General features: G+C 58.9%; 15 protein-coding genes. All 15 read left to right on the forward strand.

Translation table 11 applies throughout. The features are described 5' to 3' along the window. The first annotated feature begins 105 nt into the window (after positions 1 to 105). Positions 106 to 822: an MgtC/SapB family protein gene (locus AC0ZWN_RS07975; RefSeq protein WP_007913384.1), complete on the forward strand. Its 717-nt coding sequence runs from the start codon at positions 106 to 108 to the stop codon at positions 820 to 822. 312 nt (positions 823 to 1134) lie between these two features. Next, positions 1135 to 1668 (forward strand): fimbrial protein, encoded by a 534-nt coding sequence (locus tag AC0ZWN_RS07980; protein WP_186624675.1) that lies wholly within the window; start codon positions 1135 to 1137, stop codon positions 1666 to 1668. 147 nt (positions 1669 to 1815) lie between these two features. Continuing rightward, positions 1816 to 4197 carry a fimbria/pilus outer membrane usher protein gene (locus tag AC0ZWN_RS07985; RefSeq protein ID WP_245398032.1) on the forward strand — a complete coding sequence of 794 codons (2382 nt, stop codon included), beginning with the start codon at positions 1816 to 1818 and terminating at the stop codon, positions 4195 to 4197. Between the two features lie 29 nt (positions 4198 to 4226). Then, positions 4227 to 4961, forward strand: a complete 735-nt coding sequence (locus AC0ZWN_RS07990; protein ID WP_476334644.1) for a fimbrial biogenesis chaperone — start codon at positions 4227 to 4229, stop codon at positions 4959 to 4961. Continuing rightward, the gene (locus AC0ZWN_RS07995) at positions 4958 to 5980 is read left to right on the forward strand and encodes a fimbrial protein (protein ID WP_476334646.1); all 1023 of its coding nucleotides are present in this window, start codon (positions 4958 to 4960) and stop codon (positions 5978 to 5980) included. The genes AC0ZWN_RS07990 and AC0ZWN_RS07995 overlap by 4 nt, the downstream gene beginning before the upstream one ends. Before the next feature lie 115 nt (positions 5981 to 6095). Continuing rightward, a complete protein-coding gene (locus tag AC0ZWN_RS08000; protein ID WP_093431988.1) occupies positions 6096 to 7283 on the forward strand; it encodes an EAL domain-containing response regulator in 1188 nt (395 codons plus the stop codon). 150 nt (positions 7284 to 7433) lie between these two features. Further along, positions 7434 to 8060, forward strand: coding sequence for a response regulator transcription factor (locus AC0ZWN_RS08005; RefSeq protein ID WP_093431991.1), 627 nt, complete (start codon positions 7434 to 7436; stop codon positions 8058 to 8060). After that, positions 8061 to 11696 carry a transporter substrate-binding domain-containing protein gene (locus AC0ZWN_RS08010; protein ID WP_476334647.1) on the forward strand — a complete coding sequence of 1212 codons (3636 nt, stop codon included), beginning with the start codon at positions 8061 to 8063 and terminating at the stop codon, positions 11694 to 11696. A 130-nt stretch (positions 11697 to 11826) separates the two neighbouring features. Continuing rightward, the gene (locus AC0ZWN_RS08015) at positions 11827 to 12240 is read left to right on the forward strand and encodes a DUF4398 domain-containing protein (RefSeq protein WP_245398035.1); all 414 of its coding nucleotides are present in this window, start codon (positions 11827 to 11829) and stop codon (positions 12238 to 12240) included. A gap of 10 nt (positions 12241 to 12250) precedes the next feature. Beyond that, entirely contained in the window at positions 12251 to 13024 is a 774-nt protein-coding gene (locus AC0ZWN_RS08020) for an OmpA family protein (protein WP_476334648.1), read from the forward strand. Positions 13025 to 13254: 230 nt separating this feature from the next. Next, entirely contained in the window at positions 13255 to 15429 is a 2175-nt protein-coding gene (locus AC0ZWN_RS08025; protein WP_476334649.1) for an autotransporter outer membrane beta-barrel domain-containing protein, read from the forward strand. A 167-nt stretch (positions 15430 to 15596) separates the two neighbouring features. Next, positions 15597 to 16007, forward strand: coding sequence for a hypothetical protein (locus AC0ZWN_RS08030; protein WP_093432000.1), 411 nt, complete (start codon positions 15597 to 15599; stop codon positions 16005 to 16007). Further along, the gene (locus AC0ZWN_RS08035) at positions 15979 to 17289 is read left to right on the forward strand and encodes an EAL domain-containing response regulator (protein WP_476334651.1); all 1311 of its coding nucleotides are present in this window, start codon (positions 15979 to 15981) and stop codon (positions 17287 to 17289) included. Before AC0ZWN_RS08030 ends, AC0ZWN_RS08035 begins: the two co-directional genes overlap by 29 nt. A gap of 89 nt (positions 17290 to 17378) precedes the next feature. Beyond that, positions 17379 to 17822 (forward strand): chemotaxis protein CheY, encoded by a 444-nt coding sequence (locus AC0ZWN_RS08040; protein ID WP_476334653.1) that lies wholly within the window; start codon positions 17379 to 17381, stop codon positions 17820 to 17822. A 135-nt stretch (positions 17823 to 17957) separates the two neighbouring features. Then, positions 17958 to 18584 (forward strand): response regulator, encoded by a 627-nt coding sequence (locus AC0ZWN_RS08045; RefSeq protein ID WP_476334654.1) that lies wholly within the window; start codon positions 17958 to 17960, stop codon positions 18582 to 18584. Positions 18585 to 18593: the final 9 nt, after the last annotated feature.

Below are 18593 nucleotides of genomic sequence, written 5' to 3' on the forward strand. Positions count from 1 at the left end.
GCCGCAGGCTGCGATCTTTTGATCTTGTCTTTTAAAAACAAAATCAAAAGATCGCAGCCTGCGGCAGCTCCTACAGGGGATTTGTGTGTATTCAGGGAGATGACTATGCAAGCCATCAACAACCTCAACCTCGATTCGCTGCTCGACACCCTCGTCAGCCTCAGTGCCGCCTTTATCCTCGGTGGCCTGATCGGTTTCGAACGTCAGTACCGGCAACGCACCGCCGGCCTGCGCACCAATGTGCTGGTCGCCGTTGGCGCAGCGATTTTCGTCGACATGGCCAACCGTCTCGCCGGTGCCGAAGGTGCGGTGCGTGTGGTCGCCTACGTGGTCTCCGGCATCGGTTTTCTCGGCGCCGGGGTGATCATGCGCGAAGAGGGCAACGTGCGCGGTCTCAATACCGCCGCGACCCTGTGGACCTCCGCAGCGGTCGGTGCCTGTGCCGGGGCCGATCTGCTCGCCGAAGCCGTACTCGGCACGCTATTCATTCTGGCCGCCAACACCTTGCTGCGGCCGATCGTCAACAACATCAACCGCCAGCCACTGGACGTGGTCTCGGCGGAAGTCACCAACATCGTTTACGTCATCGCCCGGCGCTCGCAGCAAACCGCCGTGTTCGCCTTGCTTGAGGCCGAGCTTGAACGCAGCAACTACCCGGCCAGCGATGTTGATGTGCATGCCTTCGGCGCCGATGAAATCGAAATCGAAGCGACGCTGGCGACAACGTCGGTCGATGGCGATGAACTGGATGCGCTGGTGGCGCGGATTTCCACATCGGCGCTGGTCGTGCAGGCGTTCTGGAGTCCGAGTACCACGGAATGATCGTTTTCGGTTGCTGAGAATTGTCCTACAAGGCGGCAAGAAAGAACCTACATTTTCACCCTTGGGTCTCGATCACTATTTGTTCCGGAGCAGAGATGCCCGGCGTCCTGATGACTCGATGCGTTATTACGGAAGTGCAATGAATACCTGGAAAGTTCGGCAGGGAATGGCCGGAAAGAGGGGGGAACCATTCGTTGCAGATTCCGTGATGAAGGTTGTTCGCTACAGCGAGCAAGCCTGTTGTCGCTGATGAGTAATTGGGAGAGCCAGGCCGCTGGGCCGAATAAACAACTATCCCAAGAGATGTAAAAAATGAAAAAGATCGTCGCTGTTACCGCCGCTACCGTTGTCATGGGTCTCGCTTCTTTCGCCAATGCTGCGACGCCGGCTTCCGGCAACCCTGGCACCGTACGTTTCAATGGTGAAATCGTATCCGGCGCCTGCGGTATCGACGCCAGCTCTCTGGACCAGACCGTTTCCCTGGGTCAGGTGCCATCGAACCAGTTCAAGGCGATCGGTGATCGTTCGACGCCGACCAAGTTCGACATCATCCTGACCGACTGCGACACCACCACCCAGAAGAACGCCCGCTTCACCTTCAGCGGTGTGCAGGATCCAGCGGTTCCGGGCCTGTTCGCCACTACCGGTCTGGCGCAGAACGTCGGCATCCGTCTGCAGGCCAGCGCTGGTGAAATGCTCGATAACGGCACCGAGCAGGTCGCTCCGGTTGTGCTGCAAAACGGCAACAACACCGTGACCTTCGCCGCCATGTATGAAGCCACCGCTGCGACCGTCACCACCGGTGAAGCAGACAGCGTTGCGAACTTCACCGTGGCCTACAACTGATACCGCGGTATCGCACGTTGTAAGAAAAAGGGGTGAAAACCCCTTTTTTCTTTTCCGTCAAAGTTCTGATAAAGGCTATTTCCCGTGTACGGCCGAAAACTTTTCGTGTCTTGCGTGTTGATCTCCTGTGCGCGTTATTCAAACGCTGTGGAGTTTAATTCGGAGTTCCTGAATATCGATAAAAACGACGATATCAGTCTCGGACAGTTTGCCCACGCCCAATACACTGTGCCCGGTCGTTACTTGCTGGATATCACCGTCAATCAGCGTTATTTCGGCTCACGTTCGATCGAGTTCAAGAGCGGCGCCAACCCGCAGGAAAGTTACGCCTGTCTGCCCGAAGATCTGGTGGCGACCTTTGGTCTCAAGCCTGCGTTGCTCAAAAGCCTGCCGCGTCTGGCTGAGGGGCAATGTGTGGATTTGCGTGGCATTGAAAATGCCTCGATCAAGTACATGAAAAACCTTGGACGTCTGTCGATCAGCCTGCCGCAGGCCTCGTTCGAGTATGACGATCCCAACTACATTCCGCCTGCCGCCTGGAGCGACGGGCTCAACGGCGCGTTGCTTGATTACCGAGTGATCGCCAACAGCCGCGAAACCAATACGCCGTCCGGCGATTCGCGTTCATTGCAAAGCTATGGCACGGCCGGGGTCAACCTCGATGCCTGGCGCATCCGCGCTGATTATCAGGCGCGGCAAGAGTCAGGTAGCCAGAATAATGATCCCCACGGCGAAGCGTTCCAGTTGAACCGCTTGTACGCCTATCGCGCGTTGCCATCGATACGTTCGAAGCTGTCGGTCGGTGAGGACTATCTGAACTCCGATGTGTTCGACACCTTCGCCTTGCGCGGTGCGACCCTGAGCAGCGACGACCGCATGTTGCCGCCGAACCTGCGCGGTTATGCGCCGCTGATCAGTGGCGTGGCGCGTACCAACGCGACCGTCACCGTGTCCCAGCAGGGCCGTGTGTTGTACTCGACCACGGTGACCCCGGGCGCGTTCAGCCTTCAGGATCTCAACAGCAGCGTGCAAGGCACACTGGATGTGACCGTGCGCGAAGAGGATGGCAGCGAACAAACGTTTACCGTAGCCACCGCTGCAGTTCCGTTTCTGTCCCGTGAAGGCGAGTTGCGTTACAAGGTTTCCGCCGGCCAGCCGCGCCTGACCGGTAACGGCGGCACAGAGCCTGAGTTTGTCGCCTCGGAAGCGGCCTATGGTCTGCCAAGGGACTGGACGATCTACGGTGGCGTGCTGGCTGCCTCGGGTTATCAGTCGAATGCCATCGGTATCGGCAAGGACCTTGGCGTATTCGGCGCAGTGTCTGGTGATGTCACCACGTCTCGGGCGAAGCTGCGCTGGAACGGCGAAACCGTGGCCGGCAACTCTTACAGAATCAACTATTCCAAGCGTTTTGACGCCATTGGCACCGACCTGCGGTTTCTGGGTTATCGCTTTTCCGACAAGACCTTCACCAACTTTTCGCAGTTTGTCGGCGATGCTGATTCCTATGCGATGAACTCGGGCAAGCAACGTTATTCGGTGACCCTGGCCAAGCATTTTTCCTGGTTATCGACGAGTTTTTCCTACGACCATTCGACTTATTGGGACGCGCCGGCAGCTGATCGTTTCGGCATGACCGTGGCGCGCAGTTTTTCCCTTGGCAACGTCAAGAACATCACCGCAAACCTGTCGGCTTACCAGACGCAAAACAGTCGGCAGAATGACTCGCAGATCTACCTCGGTGTGACGGTGCCACTGGGGGGCAATTCGATGGCCTCCAGTAACCTGCAGCGCTCGGGCTCCGGCGATTCGTCCGCCAGTGTCGGCTACAGCCATGACGACGGCGAAGGCGTGAACTATCAGGTGTATGGCGGCGTTGGCGACAACCGCTACGTCAACGCCTATGTCGGTAAACGCGCTTCGAGTTACCGCGCCAACGCGTCGGCCTCCACCGATGGCAGCACCTATCGCTCGCTGACCGGCGAACTCGACAGCTCACTGGTCGCCACCCGTTATGGAGTCTCGGCCCATGGCAATGGCACCAATGGCGATACGCGCCTGCTGGTGTCCACCGATGGCGTACCGGACGTGGCCTTCACCGGGCAGACCCGCACCAACCGGGACGGCTATGCGGTGATGGATGGCTTGCCCTCGTTTCAGGCTTACGAAGCGCGGGTCAACGTCGAAAAACTGCCGCTCAACACCGAAGTGTCCAACCCGATCCAGCGTCTGGCGCTGACCGAGGGGGCCATCGGCTACGTCAATTTCGCCACGGGGCAGGGCCGCAACGCATTTGTTGTGTTGACCCGCAACGACGGTAAACCGGTGCCTTTCGGCGCATCGGTGCAGGACAAGAACACCAACCGGGAGGTGGGCATCGTCGGCGAGGCGGGCGTCACTTATCTGTTGGGCATCAAGGTTGGGGCTGAACTGGTAGCGCGTTGGGATGACGCCGGCCAATGCAGTCTGGCCAAACTCCCTGAGGAGGACGTGGTTAGCAATATCGCCAAGCCTGCCCAGTGTCTGTAACCGCGTCTTCCAATGAACCCGGAGTCATCATGTCTCGTTTTGCCTTGTTTACTGCTCACCGTCTGTTTCTGGCCGCGGGCCTTAGTCTGCCGCTGTTGGCCAGCGCCGCTGTGGTGCCGGATCGCACCCGGCTGGTGTTCGAGGAAAGTGCACCATCGGTCAGCGTCACAGTCAGCAACAAAAACCCGCAGCTGCCATTCATTGTGCAGTCGTGGATCGAAAACGAGAGTGGCCAGAAAGTCACCTCACCGTTCATGGTCCTGCCACCGCTGCAGCGCATCGAGCCGAACGAAAGCAGTGTGCTGCGTATCGTGAAATTGCCCGAACTGGCCCTGCCGGCTGACCGCGAGTCGGTGTTCTATTTGAACATTCGCGAGATTCCGCCGAAGAGCCAGGCCGTCAACTCGATGCAGATCGCCTTGCAGTCGAAGATCAAATTGTTCTATCGCCCGGCAGCGGTGAAGCGTGAGCGTGGTGAAGACCTCGCGCTGGGCCTGAGCCTGAAAATCGACCCGGCAGCGAAACAGCTGATTGTCGATAACCCGACACCGTTTCACATCACTGTGGTCGGGCTGCTGGCCGGCCCGGAAAAAACCAGAATGCCGATCGATACGGTGATGATCGCGCCACGCGGCAATGCGCGCTTTGCCCTGAGCAACACCGCGTTCAGCACCTTGCGGGTGTCGAACATGAATGACTTCGGTGGCCAGTCCGACACGCTGTTCAACTGCGTGGCGAACGTCTGCAAAGGCGTGAGACCGTGAGCCTGTTCTCTACGCTGACCCGGCTGGCCGCGGCCGCAGTGCTGCTGGGCGCGTCGCAGTTGGCTTCGGCGATGGTCTGCAAGTCGCTGGACGGCGGCAGCTACCTGAGCGAATACATTGGCCCGGTGTCGGTGCCGGACACCGTGCCGGACGGCACGATCATCTGGCGCTCGAAAACCCATGTGGTGCCGGCCCACTGCTGGAAACTCTTCGATCTGCACTTCAGGGAAGACGATCCGATCTACTTCTATGGCAACCCGGCAGGACTCAATGCCACCCCGTGGGGCATCGAATTCGGTCTGGTGTATCGCGGCGTGACAGCCTGGGACGGCGACTGGAGTTCCAACCCGACCCAGGGCGTGAACAGCGGATTCGTATCCCGTGGTTGCCCGGACGCGACCAGCGGCGCTGACATGCTCGCGTGTTCACGGGTGACGCCCAGCATTGCGTTTCAGGTGGTGATCCGCAAACGCGGATTGTTGCCCTTGCAGCGTCCCTCGCAAGACACCTACGACGTGTTCCAGTTCGACGGTCTCTATGGCTTGAATGGCGGGCCGAGCAACCCGGCGGGCAACTTCCGTTTTCAACTCTCCGGGTTGCAGAACATTGTCGGCACCGCGTGCACGGTCGATGTCACGGTGACGCCGGAGCCGGGCATTGTCGACTTTGGCGTGATTCAGAAAACCACCACTGGGTTCTCGCCGCCCAATCCGACCCGGCCCTTCAGCCTCGCGCTGGAAAAGAAGTGCAGCAGTGCGATCAACATCGGTGCGACGTTTGTCACCGCCAACCAGCAGGGGCTTTACAACATTCTGCCGACGGCGGGCAGCCAGTTCGGCATTCAGGTGCGCGATGCCCACAACAATCTGGTGCAGATCAACGAGCCTTTCCCTCTGGCGAATTTTCCGGCGGACGTCAGCCATATCGATGTGCCGTTCAGCGCGTCGGTGGTGTCGCTGGGCGATCCCGAAGTCGGACCGTTCGAAGCGATCATGGTTGTGCAGATCGTTTACTACTGATGACGCCTTAGCCTCTGGGAAATTTCCTACATTGACGCAGGATAAGTCCTGCGTTCAACCCTGCTGGCGCAGGCCACTATCCGGTCTCCCGGGTCAATTGAGTGATTAAAGGAAGATGACCTCCCCACGTATTCTGGTGCTGGAAAATCATGAGTTTGCCCGCAACGTGCTGGTCAGGATGTTGCAACGCCTGAGCGTGCGTGACGTGTTGCAAGCACCGGATGCCGAGCAGGCCATGGTGCAGATGCACCTGCAGGGCGGGGTCGATATCGTGATCTGCGATCTCACTGACCGGGGCCTCGATTGCCTGGAGTTCCTCCGTGTTGCCAGCCACAGCGGTATGGTGCGCGCGGTGTTGCTGTGCAGTGAACTCCCCCCGGAGCTGGCGCGCACCTTGGGGCAAATGGCCTCGCTGGGCGGTCTGCAATTGCTCGGAGTGCTGAGCCGGCCGGTGCAGCTGCGTGCCTTGAACCGCCTGCTGTATCGCTATAAACACGGGCGGATCCCGCCGGTGCTGGCGCCACCGAGCAAAGAGTTGCCCCACGAAGATGAAGTGCGCCGCGGGCTGGCGCTGGGTGAGTTTCGGGCTTGGTTTCAGCCGCAGTTTCAATTACACAGCGGTGCGGTGATCGGCGTGGAGGCGCTGGTGCGTTGGCAGCATCCCGCGCGCGGGACGCTGTTGCCTTGCGACTTTCTCTCCGCCGTGCTGGCGTATGACTTGACCGACCAGATGTTCAAACAGTTGCTCGAACAGGGCCTGAACTTGCTGGGCATTTTGCGTCATCGTGGTGTGGCCTTGCAGTTGGCGTTCAATCTGCATGCCTCGCAACTGACCCATAGTGCTCTGGTGGAACACATCAAACGGGCGCTGGAGCGGCACGGGTTCAACGGATCGGTTCTGATGCTCGAACTGGCGGAGAACGGTTTGCTCGATTGCCCGCCCGGCACGCAGGAGAACTTGTTGCGTTTGCGCCTGCTCGGCTGCGGATTAGCGGTCGACGACTTCGGTGTCGGGTTTTCCTCGTTGAAGCTGATGTGCCAGTTGCCGTTCACCCAGATAAAACTCGATGGCCGTTTTGTCCAGCACCTCGACCGTCAACGCAACCGGGCGATGGTCGCCAGTACGAGAGTGCTGGCTCGTTCGTTAGGAATGGATCTGGTGATCGAAGGCATCAGCAGCCCAAAGGTGCTTGAGCATGTGCGCGAGCTGGAGTGCGAAATGGGGCAGGGTTATTACCTGGCCCGTCCCATGAACGGACATGACTTGCTGCAATGGCTGGAGAAGCCAGAGGGCGAGCGCTGATCGTTGTGCGGTGCTGTGCGGTGTTTTCCAAGAATTTTCCTACAATTCTGTGGTGCTCGTGTATGTTCTGCACGTGGAGCATCTGGACTGCTGTCCCATTGTTATTTGTGGCGTTGCCAAGTAGTTGATCAACGTCTTACAGGGGTTTTTATGTTGAAAGCGATCATCGTGGACGATCACCCGTTCATTCGCTCTGCGGTCAAGATGCTGTTGAAACAGGAACATTTCGAAGTCGTCGCGGAAGCGGACAATGGCGCCGATGCTGTGCAGCTGGCCCGCGAACATACCCCCGACCTGATCATTCTGGACATCGCCATGCCCAAGCTCGACGGCCTGGAGGTGATCTCGCGTATCCGCGCGCTGAACCTGTCTTGCAAGGTCCTCGTGCTGACGTCGCAGTCGGCACAGTTCTATTCCATGCGCTGCATGAAGGCTGGCGCAGCCGGATACATGTCGAAAACCAACGACCTCGACGAGTTGGTCAAAGCCATCAAGGTGGTGATGGACGGCTATACCTTCTTCCCCAATCTGGCCAGCAGCTCGGTGCGCCGCAGCGATGCCCAGGCCACCGATCTGGAACTGATTCAGAGTCTGTCTGATCGCGAGTTGACGATCCTGCAGCAACTGGCCAAGGGTTTGAGCAACAAGGAAATCGGCGAAGCCATGCTGTTAAGCAACAAAACCGTCAGCACTTACAAGACGCGGCTGATCGAGAAACTCAACGTCAAGTCGGTGGTGTACCTCGCCGATTTTGCCAAGCGTAACAACCTGCTCTAGATGATTATTTTCGTCAGAAATTGCCTGGCCGGTCTGGCACTGTTCGGCTCAATGTCGTTGCTGCAGGCCATGGCCGCGACGCAGCCCGATACATTGCAATTGCTCGGTCGCTCGGATGTCGACGAGTATGCCGTGCCACTCGATGAGCCGGACTGGAGCTGGTTGCGCCGCAAGGGGCGTCTGTTGCTCGGCGACAGCAGCCCTGATTACGCGCCTTTTGCGATCACCGGCAACGGCAATGATTACGAAGGCCTGACGGCCGATTACGCACAACTGATCGAACAATTGCTGCACGTCACGGTCGAGGTCCGGCGCTACGCCTCGCGCGGCGATCTGCTGACGGCGCTGAAGCACGGCCAGATCGATATGATCGGCACCGCTAACGGTTTTGAGGCGGCGGACCCCGAACTGGCAATCTCTTCGCCTTACGCTGACGATAACCCGACCCTGGTGACGCGCATCGATGAGAGTCACAACCTGCCGGAAGACCTGGCGGGCAAACGAGTGGCGATGCTCTATCACTACCTGCCACCGGAAACGGTCAAGGCGTTTTACCCAAAAGCCGACGTGCAACTGTATCCCTCGACACTGACGGCGATCGGTGCCGTGGCGTTCGGTCAGGCTGACGTCTATCTGGGCGACCTGCTCAGCTCCAATTACCTGGTCAAGAAGAACTACCTCAACAACGTTCAGCTCAGCGATTTTTCGCGCATGGAAACCCAGCCCTTCAGTTTTGCCGTGACCCGGGACAACACCCGGTTGTTGCACATTCTCGATGCGGCGTTGAAGGTCATTCCTGCGGAAGAGCGTATGAGCATCCGGCGCCGCTGGAGTGTCGGCGGGGTGGCCATTCCCGGCCAGCATCGACTGCATTTCAGCGTGAACGAACAGCGTTGGCTGGATCACCATCCGCGTATCAAAGTCGCGATCAACGAAAACTTTCTGCCGTTGACCTTTGTCGATGAAGCCGGAAAGTTTCGCGGCATCAGTGCTGATGTGCTGGCCAAGATCAGCCTGCGCACGGGCCTGCAATTCGATATACAGCGTGTTGAGTCGGTGGGCGACCTGATCGGTGAGGTGACCAGCGGCAAGGCCGACATGCTGGCGGCGTTCACGCCGAGCACCGAGCGCGAAGGTCAATTGCGCTTTACCCGGCCGTACCTGATCAACCCGTTCGTGCTGGTCACTCGCCGTGGCGGCGAACCGATGACGCTGGATCAGATGGCCGGCAAGCGCCTGGCGCTGATCAGCGGCAACATTCTGCGCGAGTACCTCATCGAGCAATTCCCCAAGGTGCAACTGGTGACGGCAGGCAACGCCGCCGAGGCCATGGAGATGGTCGCGTTGGGCAAGGCCGACGGCGCGATCAATTCGCTGGTCAGCGCGCGCTATTTGATCTCGCGCCAGTACCGCGACACTTTGCAGGTCACCAGCACGGTCGGCACCCAGCCTGCACGCATCGCACTGGCCACCAATCGCGGTGCGCTGGAGTTGTACTCGATCCTCGACAAGGCACTGTTGAGCATCAGTCCGGAAGAAATGGACGAGTTGACCAACCGCTGGCGCAGCGAAGTGGTGGTGGACGACAGTTACTGGCTGCGCAATCGCGCGATGATCATCCAGGGCTTCGTGATCGCCGGCGTGTTGCTGTTGGTGGCGCTGGGCTGGATCGCCTATCTGCGTCTGTTGATGCGCAAGCGCCGTCAGGCTGAAATTGCGCTGAACGATCAGATGGAGTTCATGCGCGTGCTGATCGACGGCACGCCGCATCCGATCTACGTGCGCGATCGCGAAGGTCGCCTGGTGATCTGCAACAGTGGTTATCTGCAAGTGTTTGGTACCGAGCGCGAAGCGGTCATCGGCAAGTTGGTCACGGACGGCGTGCTCAGCGATATGCAGCAGGCACAGACGTTTCAGGATGATTATCTACGGGTGATGGAGGACGGCTTGCCGAGCATCCAGGACCGTAGCCTGAATCTGGCGGACGGCCGCGCGCTGACCATCTACCACTGGATGCTGCCGTATCGTGGCAGCGACGGTGCAGTCAACGGCATGATCGCTGGCTGGATCGATGTCAGCGAGCGTCAGCATCTGTTGCAGGAACTGCAAATCGCCAAAGATGTTGCCGATGACGCCAACCGCGCCAAAACCACGTTCCTGGCAACCATGAGCCATGAAATTCGGACGCCGATGAACGCCATCATCGGCATGCTCGAACTGGCGCTGAAAAAGGCCGATCAAGGTGTACTGGATCGCTTTGCCGTTGAAGTGGCCTCGGGCGCAGCGCGGGGCTTGCTGGACCTGATTGGCGACATTCTCGATATTGCACGGATCGAGTCCGGGCGCCTGTCGCTGGCGCCGGAGCGCGCCAATCTGCGTGAACTGATTGAATCGGTTGCGCGCATTTTTGAAGGCCTGGCGCGCCAGAAACAGTTGCGTCTGCAACTGGATCTGGACGCCCTGAGCAACGTCGACGTGTTGATCGATCCGCTGCGTTTCAAGCAAGTGTTGTCGAACCTGTTGAGCAATGCGATCAAGTTCACTGATGTGGGCAAGGTGGTATTGAGCGTGCAGGTCGAGACCGGCAGTGATGATCGACTGCGCCTTTGCTTGCGCGTGACCGACAGTGGGCGCGGCATCTCGCTTGTGGATCAGGCGCAATTGTTCACGCCGTTTTCCCAGGCTGCCAACCATGGTCAGTCGGCCCAGGGCGGCTCCGGGCTGGGGCTGATGATCAGTCGCACCTTGTGCGAAATGATGGGCGGCAGCCTCACGCTGACCAGCGAGTTGGGGCAGGGTACACAGATCGAGGTGCGGTTGAATCTGCCGACACTCGATCCTCTGGACGCCGCGCCGGTCGAGGAAAACGTGGCACTGCAGGCCAGTCACTGTCTGAATATTCTGGTGATCGACGACTACCCGGCCAACCGTCTGCTGCTGTCGCAGCAGTTGAGTTATCTGGGCCACCGGGTGACGGATGCCGAGGACGGCGCCCATGGCCTGCGTGCCTGGCGCAACCAGACGTTCGACGTGGTCATCACCGACTGCAACATGCCGATCATGAATGGTTACGAACTGGCCCGGGCTATCCGCGATGAAGAGGCGACGCGAGGATTGGCGCGCAGCCTGGTGTTGGGGTTTACCGCCAATGCGCTGGCCGAGGAGAAGGATCGTTGCGCCGAGGCCGGCATGGACGATTGCCTGTTCAAACCGATCAGCCTCAGGGATCTGAATCTGCGTCTGGCCGCAGTCGTTCCACGGCCTCGTTCACCGACTGAAGACGAGCCCGGCGATGTCGGCACCGGTGACATCGATCTGGGCAGCCTCGAACAATTGACCCGTGGCGACCGCGCGTCGATCAACAGTCTGTTGAGCGATCTGGCCACGAGCAATGCGCAGGACATGGCCAAACTGATGCGCCTGTTTACCCAGCACGACATGCCCGGGCTCGCCAATCTGGCCCACCGGGTCAAGGGCGGCGCACGCATTATCAAGGCGCACTCACTGATCCAGGCTTGTGAAGCGCTGGAGGTTGCCAGCGAAGGTCTCGACACGCAGGTTCTGACCGAAGCGGTGGATGCCTTGCAGCAATCAATGGAACGTTTGGCGGAGCAACTGGACGAGCGCCTGGCGTAACAAACTATTTCCAGTTTCCCTGTGTTTCTTGCGAATTTTCCTACATTCGTCACTGGCTCTCTGTCGCTAACGTGCGGTGGTCTCGGCATACAGCCGAGCTCACTTCACTGGTTAACATTTGGAGCTGTTGATGACCCTTCCACGTATGTCTTCCCGTGCACGATTGGCCGTCTGTGGACTGGCCGTTGCTGCGGCGTTGAGTGCCTGCGCCAGCGCGCCGCTGCCAGAGCAACAGATCAGCTTGTCCAAGGACGCGGTCAACCGTGCGGTGTCGGCCGAAGCAACCCAATACGCACCTTTGGAAATGAAGGCAGCGCAAGACAAGATGTTCCAAATGGAACGCGCCCTCGGTGAGAAAAACTACCCGCAAGCCAAGTTGTTGGCCGAACAGATCGAAGCCGATGCCAACCTCGCCGAACGTAAATCGCGCGCTGTGAAATGGCAGAAACAACTGGCTGACGCGCGCAATGGCATTGAGGTGCTCAAGCAGGAAATGCTGCAAGACCCGGTCACCGGTTTCAATCCGCCAGCCAGCGCTCAATAAGGACTTGTTCATGTCGAATTTCAAACTGTTGCCCATCGCTTCGCTGATCGCTCTGACACTGGCCGGTTGCGCCACGCCGCCTGAAAGCCCGCAACTGCTGCAAGCCCGCGAACAGTTCGCGGCGCTGCAAAACAAGCCGGAAGCCAACACCCTCGCAGCCATTGAAACCAAGTCTGCCTTTACGGCGTTGAACGCGGCCGACCAGGCGTCGCAGAAGAACCGCCAGGCACCGCAAGTCGATCAATTGGCCTATCTGGCCAGCCAGAAAATCGCTCTGGCCGAGCAGACCATTGCCGGCCGCCAGGCCGAGGCGGGTCTGAAGAAAATCGACGCCGAGCGTACTCAGGTGCAACTCGACGTGCGCACTCAGCAGCTCAAGGCGCTGCAAGCGATGAAAGCGCAGAAAACCCAGCGCGGGGAAGTCGTGACCTTCGGCGATGTGCTGTTCGACACCGGCAAGGCCGATCTCAAGTACGGCAGCCAGCGCAACTTCGAACAACTGGCGCAGTATCTGGCAGCCAACCCTGAACGCAAGGTGCGCATCGAAGGGTTTACCGACGATGTCGGCGGTGACGATTTCAATCAGCGTCTGTCGGAGCGGCGCGCAGACGCCGTGGCTTTCGCGCTCAAGCAAATGGGCATAGGCGCTGATCGGCTGATCACCAAAGGCTACGGCAAGCAATTTCCGATTGCCGATAACGGCAATGCCCGCTCCCGTCAGCTCAACCGTCGGGTGGAGGTCATCATCTCTTACGGTTCAAGCGTGGTCGGTGCACGCGGCTGATGAGCGATCAAGCGAGCCTGCAACGGGCTCGCTTTCTTGCATCTGAGCATGGGTCAAGACCGATCAATGCTCTTGGGAAATTTCCTACAAAGACAAGGAAAAATCCTACTCAGAAAGTCCCTTCGATTCTCTAAATTGCCGGTTCCCCGAGTGCGAACCGGTTCCCTCAAAGGTTCTGACTCAACTCGATTTACGCCGTTGCCCAAGAGGGCGCACGTGAGGTTCTGTTGATGAAAACCCGTTCCCCGTTGTTCCAGCGCAACCCTGTCGCCGTGGCCGTCGCCATTGCGTTTTTGCTGCCACTGCACGCCAGTGCCTATACCTCTTCAGTCAATGGCGGGGCAGTGATTTATGACGAAAGCGTCACCACCGGCGTGCAATCGATCGGAACCAACGGCACGGCCCATCGCACCACGGTCAGCGCTAGTGGGACGCAGAGCGTATTTCAGAACGGTGTGACCTACGACACCGTAGTAGACGGTGCGACACAAAACGTTCTCAGTGGCGTCAGCCATGGCACGGTGGTCAATAACGGCGGCACACAAGTGGTGGGCACCAGCGGTATTGCCAATGACACCGTACTCAATGCCAGTCAGCAGACCGTCACGCGTTCCACGGCCAACCGCACGCTGATCAATGCGGGCAGCGTACAGACGCTGGATGTCATGGCGATTGCCAACGATAGCCAGGTCGGTGCCGGCGGCACACAAAACCTGATCAATATGGCGGTGGCCAACGGCAGTGTGATTGAAGCTGGCGGTGAGCAAACCCTGCGCCGCGGCTTGCTCGGTGGGGCGGTGGCCAACGACACGCGCGTTATAGGCGGTACGCAAAGTGTTTACGACACCGGCACGGCCAACAACAGCACGGTCAGCAATGGCGGTCAGGTCAATCTCTACACGGGCGCCCGTGCCAGCGGCTTGGTAGCAGACGCAGGTGGCACGGTGAATGTCATGGAGAATGGCGTGAACACGGTGGACTCGCTGACCCTCAATGGCGGGCGTCTGGCATTCGCGCCGGGCAGCGACGGCACGTTCAAGACGCTAACGGTCAATGCTCTGGCCGGTGGCGGCAGCATTTTGATGAATACCGATATCGCCAATCAGCGTGATGATTTGCTGATCGTGCAAGGCGCCGGCATGGCCAGTGGTGATCACACGCTGATCGTCGGCGATAGCGGTAATGAACCGACGACCTCCGATGGCCGCTTGCTGTTGGTCGATACGAACGGCGGCAGCGCGAAATTCGCCCTGTATGGCGGCCACGTCGATGCGGGTGCATTCCGCTATACCTTGCGCCAACAGGGTGATGACTGGGTACTGGCGAGCGGGGGAGCGATTCCGGTTGATCCGGTAACGCCGGTGGATCCAGAGACGCCAGTAGACCCCGGCAATCCGGTGGAGCCAGTGACGCCAGTTGATCCGGTCAATCCCGTGGATCCGGTGAGCCCTGTGACGCCAACGCCGCGCCCGATCGACCCGGCGCCGGAAAACCTCTCCAAAGGTGCCAACGCCGCCATTGCCGCACACACCGCCGGCGCCAGCCTGTGGAACGCGCAGATGAACGCTTTGGTCAAGCGCCTCGGCGAGTTGCGCATGGGCGAGGATGACGGGGGGCTCTGGACCCGCGCCATCGGCAAGCGTTTCGATGTCAGCGAGCATTCCAGCCGCGCCTACTCCCAGGACGTCAGCGGTTTGGAAATCGGTGCCGACAAGGCTTTCGCAGTGGACAGCGGCAAGATTTATGTCGGTGGCATGGTCGGTACTGCGCGTTCCGATCTGGATTTCGGTGAAGGGGCGTCGGGCGATATCGACAGCCGCATGTTCGGCATTTACGCCACCTACCTCAATGACAATGGCGTCTACGTTGACAGCGTCTTGAAGTACAGCCGTTTCGATACGGACATCAAAACGCCGAACAATCTGGGGCAAGCGGTAAAAGGTTCCTACAGCACTAATGGTGTCGGTGCTGATATCGAGGTTGGCAAGCGCATCAATCTGAAGGATGGCTGGTTCGTCGAGCCGCAACTGGAAATCACTGCGACCCGCACCCAAGGGGCCAGTTACACCGCCAGCAACGGTCTGCGCGTCAAGTCCGATGATCTGGATTCACTGCAAAGCCGTGTCGGTTCGCTGTTCGGTCGCAGCCTGGAGCTAAGCAATGGCATGAAGGCCCAACCGTATGTCAAAGCGTCGTACATCACCGAGCATGCCGGCAGCAGCAAGGTCAGCGTCAATGGCAACAAACTCGATGCCGAGCTGCCGGGCAACCGCGTCGAACTCGGCTTCGGCGGCGTATTGCAGGTCAGTGAAAAAAGCAAGATCTCGCTGGATGCCGAGTACGCCAAGGGCAATGGCATCGAACAGCCATTCGGAGTGAGCCTGGGGTATCGCTACCTTTGGTGAGGCGGGTTGCCACGTCGGATCCTTCCGACGTGGCGTTGTTCTTCAAAGGGCGTCGGAGATTTCTTGGTATTTTTTCAGACTCGTCCTACATGCTTTGACGACTGTTTTGCCTAGTGTGTCGCCTCTTACGCCGCGAGCGGCGACCTTTTCTACCTCTGTCGAAACCAATGTCCTACAAAAGCTGGCGAATTCTGATTGCCGACGAGGAGCCTGCGTTGCACGCCCGAATCGGCAAGACCTTTAAAGAACTGGGCTGTCGCGAACTGACGCGGGTGCACTCGTTTCGTGAGTTGTTGGGCGTGACCCATTACTCCAGCGAGCCCTTCCAGCACTTTGACCTGATGATCATCAACGCGGGGTTGATCGCCGCCACTGGCGTGGATTGGGTGCGGTTCTTTGCAAGCAATGCACAGATTCGCCACGGCGTGATTCATGACACTGTTCGCGGCCAGCCGCAGGCTCAGACGATTTATGCCAACCACCGACGACAGTTGATGCTGATCCGTACCCCGGACCGGCAAACCCTTGGCCCTTTGCTGGAGCACCTCGATGTTCAGGAACAATCCCACAACCGTTGAGACCTCTGCTGGCGAGTCGAATACGCGATTGGCCACGACACACCATGCTCCCGGCATCGACGACTCAATCGCCGTGCCTGCTCTGCCGCTGCGTGTGTTGGTGTTGGAGGACCATGCGTTCCAGCGCTCGGTGGCGGTCAACATGCTGCGTACGCTGGGTTGTCGCGAAATCTTCGAGGCCAGTGACGGAGCTCAGGCGCTGGCGCTCTTGCAGGAAGTCGGTACCGTCGATGTCGCCCTGTGCGATTTGCAGATGGAGGGGATGGACGGGCTCGAGTTTCTGCAGCGGGTGGGGGCCTCGGGGCAGGTCAAGTCGGTGATCATCAGTAGTTCGCTGTCGGCAGACCTGCGTCGTGCGGTGCATCAGATGGTGGCGTTGCTTGGCCTGGAACTGCTGGGCGATGTAGGCAAGCCTTTGCATGTGCAAGTGCTGGCGAATCTGCTGAGCAAATCCCTCGACAGGCCTGCTCTGGCGCAACCCACGGCCGCGGCCGTGACGCTGGCCAGTGAGGCATCGGTTCGTCAGGCGTTGGCGCAGCAGCAATTGCAGGCCTGGTATCAGCCCAAATTCAACCTGCAGACCGGTGAGGTCTGTGGTGTAGAGGTGCTATGCCGCTGGCTCCATCCAACCCACGGCATCCTTTCGCCCGCTTTGTTCATGCCTGTGCTGGAGCGTTGCGGATTACTCGACGAGCTATTGTTTGCGCAGATCGATCAGGCGCTGGGTGTGCAACGACGTGCCCGTGCGCAGGGAGTTTTCCTGAATGTTGCGTTCAATCTGCACGCTGTGCAGTTGGCCAATGCGCAGCTCACGACCACGTTGAAAAACCTTCTGGCGCACCACGGTGCTTGCGGTGCAGGCCTGACTTTCGAACTGACCGAAAGCGGTCTGCTAGAAGCGCCGGCCACCAGCCTGGAAAGCCTCGTCCGCCTGCGAATGATGGGCTGTCGTCTGTCGATCGATGACTTCGGCGCCGGCTTCTCATCTTTGCAGCGCTTGTGTCAGTTGCCGTTCAACGAGATCAAGCTCGACGCCGAATTCATCCGCAATCTTGAGCACGAACCGCGATGCCGGGCGGCGATCAGCAGCACACTGGCGTTGGGAGAAACCCTCGGCATGAGCGTGGTGATCGAAGGAATCGAGACCGATGCACAGCGTCGTGAACTGTTGGCATTGGGGTGTTCCCAAGGGCAGGGCTACTGGTATGCGCGGCCGATGTCGGGGGCTGATTTGTTGCTTTGGTTGCAGCAGCACGGTGATCGGCGTGACTCGGATGAGTGAACCTTCTTTTAGGAAAAGTCCTACAGAACCTGTCGTGTGGCTTGCGTAGTCTTGCCGCACCCAGAAACCGTGACACCGGGAGATTGAACATGATCAATAAAGCCCTGCGCATCCTGATTGCAGACTCGCAGCATTTCCACCGGATGAAAATCGAGCGTCTGTTCAACAGCCTCGATTACTACCGCGTGGCCCCGGTGCAAAGCCTCACTGAACTGTTGACGCTGGTGGACTACGGTTGTGAGCCGTTCGATGTGGTGGTCATCAACGCCGAGCTGGCGGCGCGTTCGCTGGATCTGCTGGGGTTTTTCCTTGATAACCCGCAGATTCGTCAGGCGTTGATCTACAACGAAGGCACGGCGCCGTTGCAACAGACCTCGGGGTTCGCTCAGGAGAATGTGCAGATCAGTCATTTGATGTTGCCTTCAAAGCAGTCGATCAGTCAGTTGATGGCGCTGGTGGATGTGCCCGCAAAGCCAGGTAAACCGACCGCTCACAAGCCACATCCGTTGATGCAGTACGTTGCGCATGCATAAAAAGTCCCCGGCCGCAACTGTCAGACCTGACAGGTGCTTTGCTCACCGTTCCATGCAACAGTCCCTGTGCAGCCACTGAGTCTGGATCAGCCCCCATCGGTGGCCTGACCGTCAGTCTTTGCACCGGGAGTGGCCATGAAGTTAGCGCTGATCGTCGACGATCATCCGGTGGTGCGTGCCGCCATCCGGATCGTGTTGCAAGCCGAAGGATTCGAGCAGATATACGAGGCGTCTCAAGGCAACGAGGTGATCTCGCTTATTCGTGAACACAAGCCTCAATTGGTGATTCTCGACCTGAATCTGCCAGTGCTCGGCGGGCTGGAGGTGCTGGCCCGGATCAAGGCCAATGATCTCCATTGCCGAGTGCTGGTGTTCAGTACACACGAGCCGATGTTCTATCAGGAACGCTGTGTGCGCGCCGGGGCCATGGCCTACGTGACCAAAACCAATCAGTTGGAGCAGTTGCGCAATGCCATCCGGGCGGTGGTGTCGGGGCATACCTTTTTCTCTGCGCTCCCGGACCCTTTCAGTACGCTGAATGCCGTACAGATCACGGAAAAACAGATGATCGAGCAGCTCTCCGACCGAGAGTTGAGCATTTTCGCGCAACTGGGGCGGGGCAAGTCCAACAAGGCGATTGCTGAGGACATGCACCTGAGTCACAAAACCGTCAGCACCTATAAGACCCGTCTGATGAAAAAGCTCGGGGTGAACTCAGCGGTACACTTGCGTGATTTCGCCAAGCGCAATCATGTGATCTGAGCGGACAGT

The sequence above is a fragment of the Pseudomonas sp. 3B-A001-10F genome (assembly GCF_056313565.1).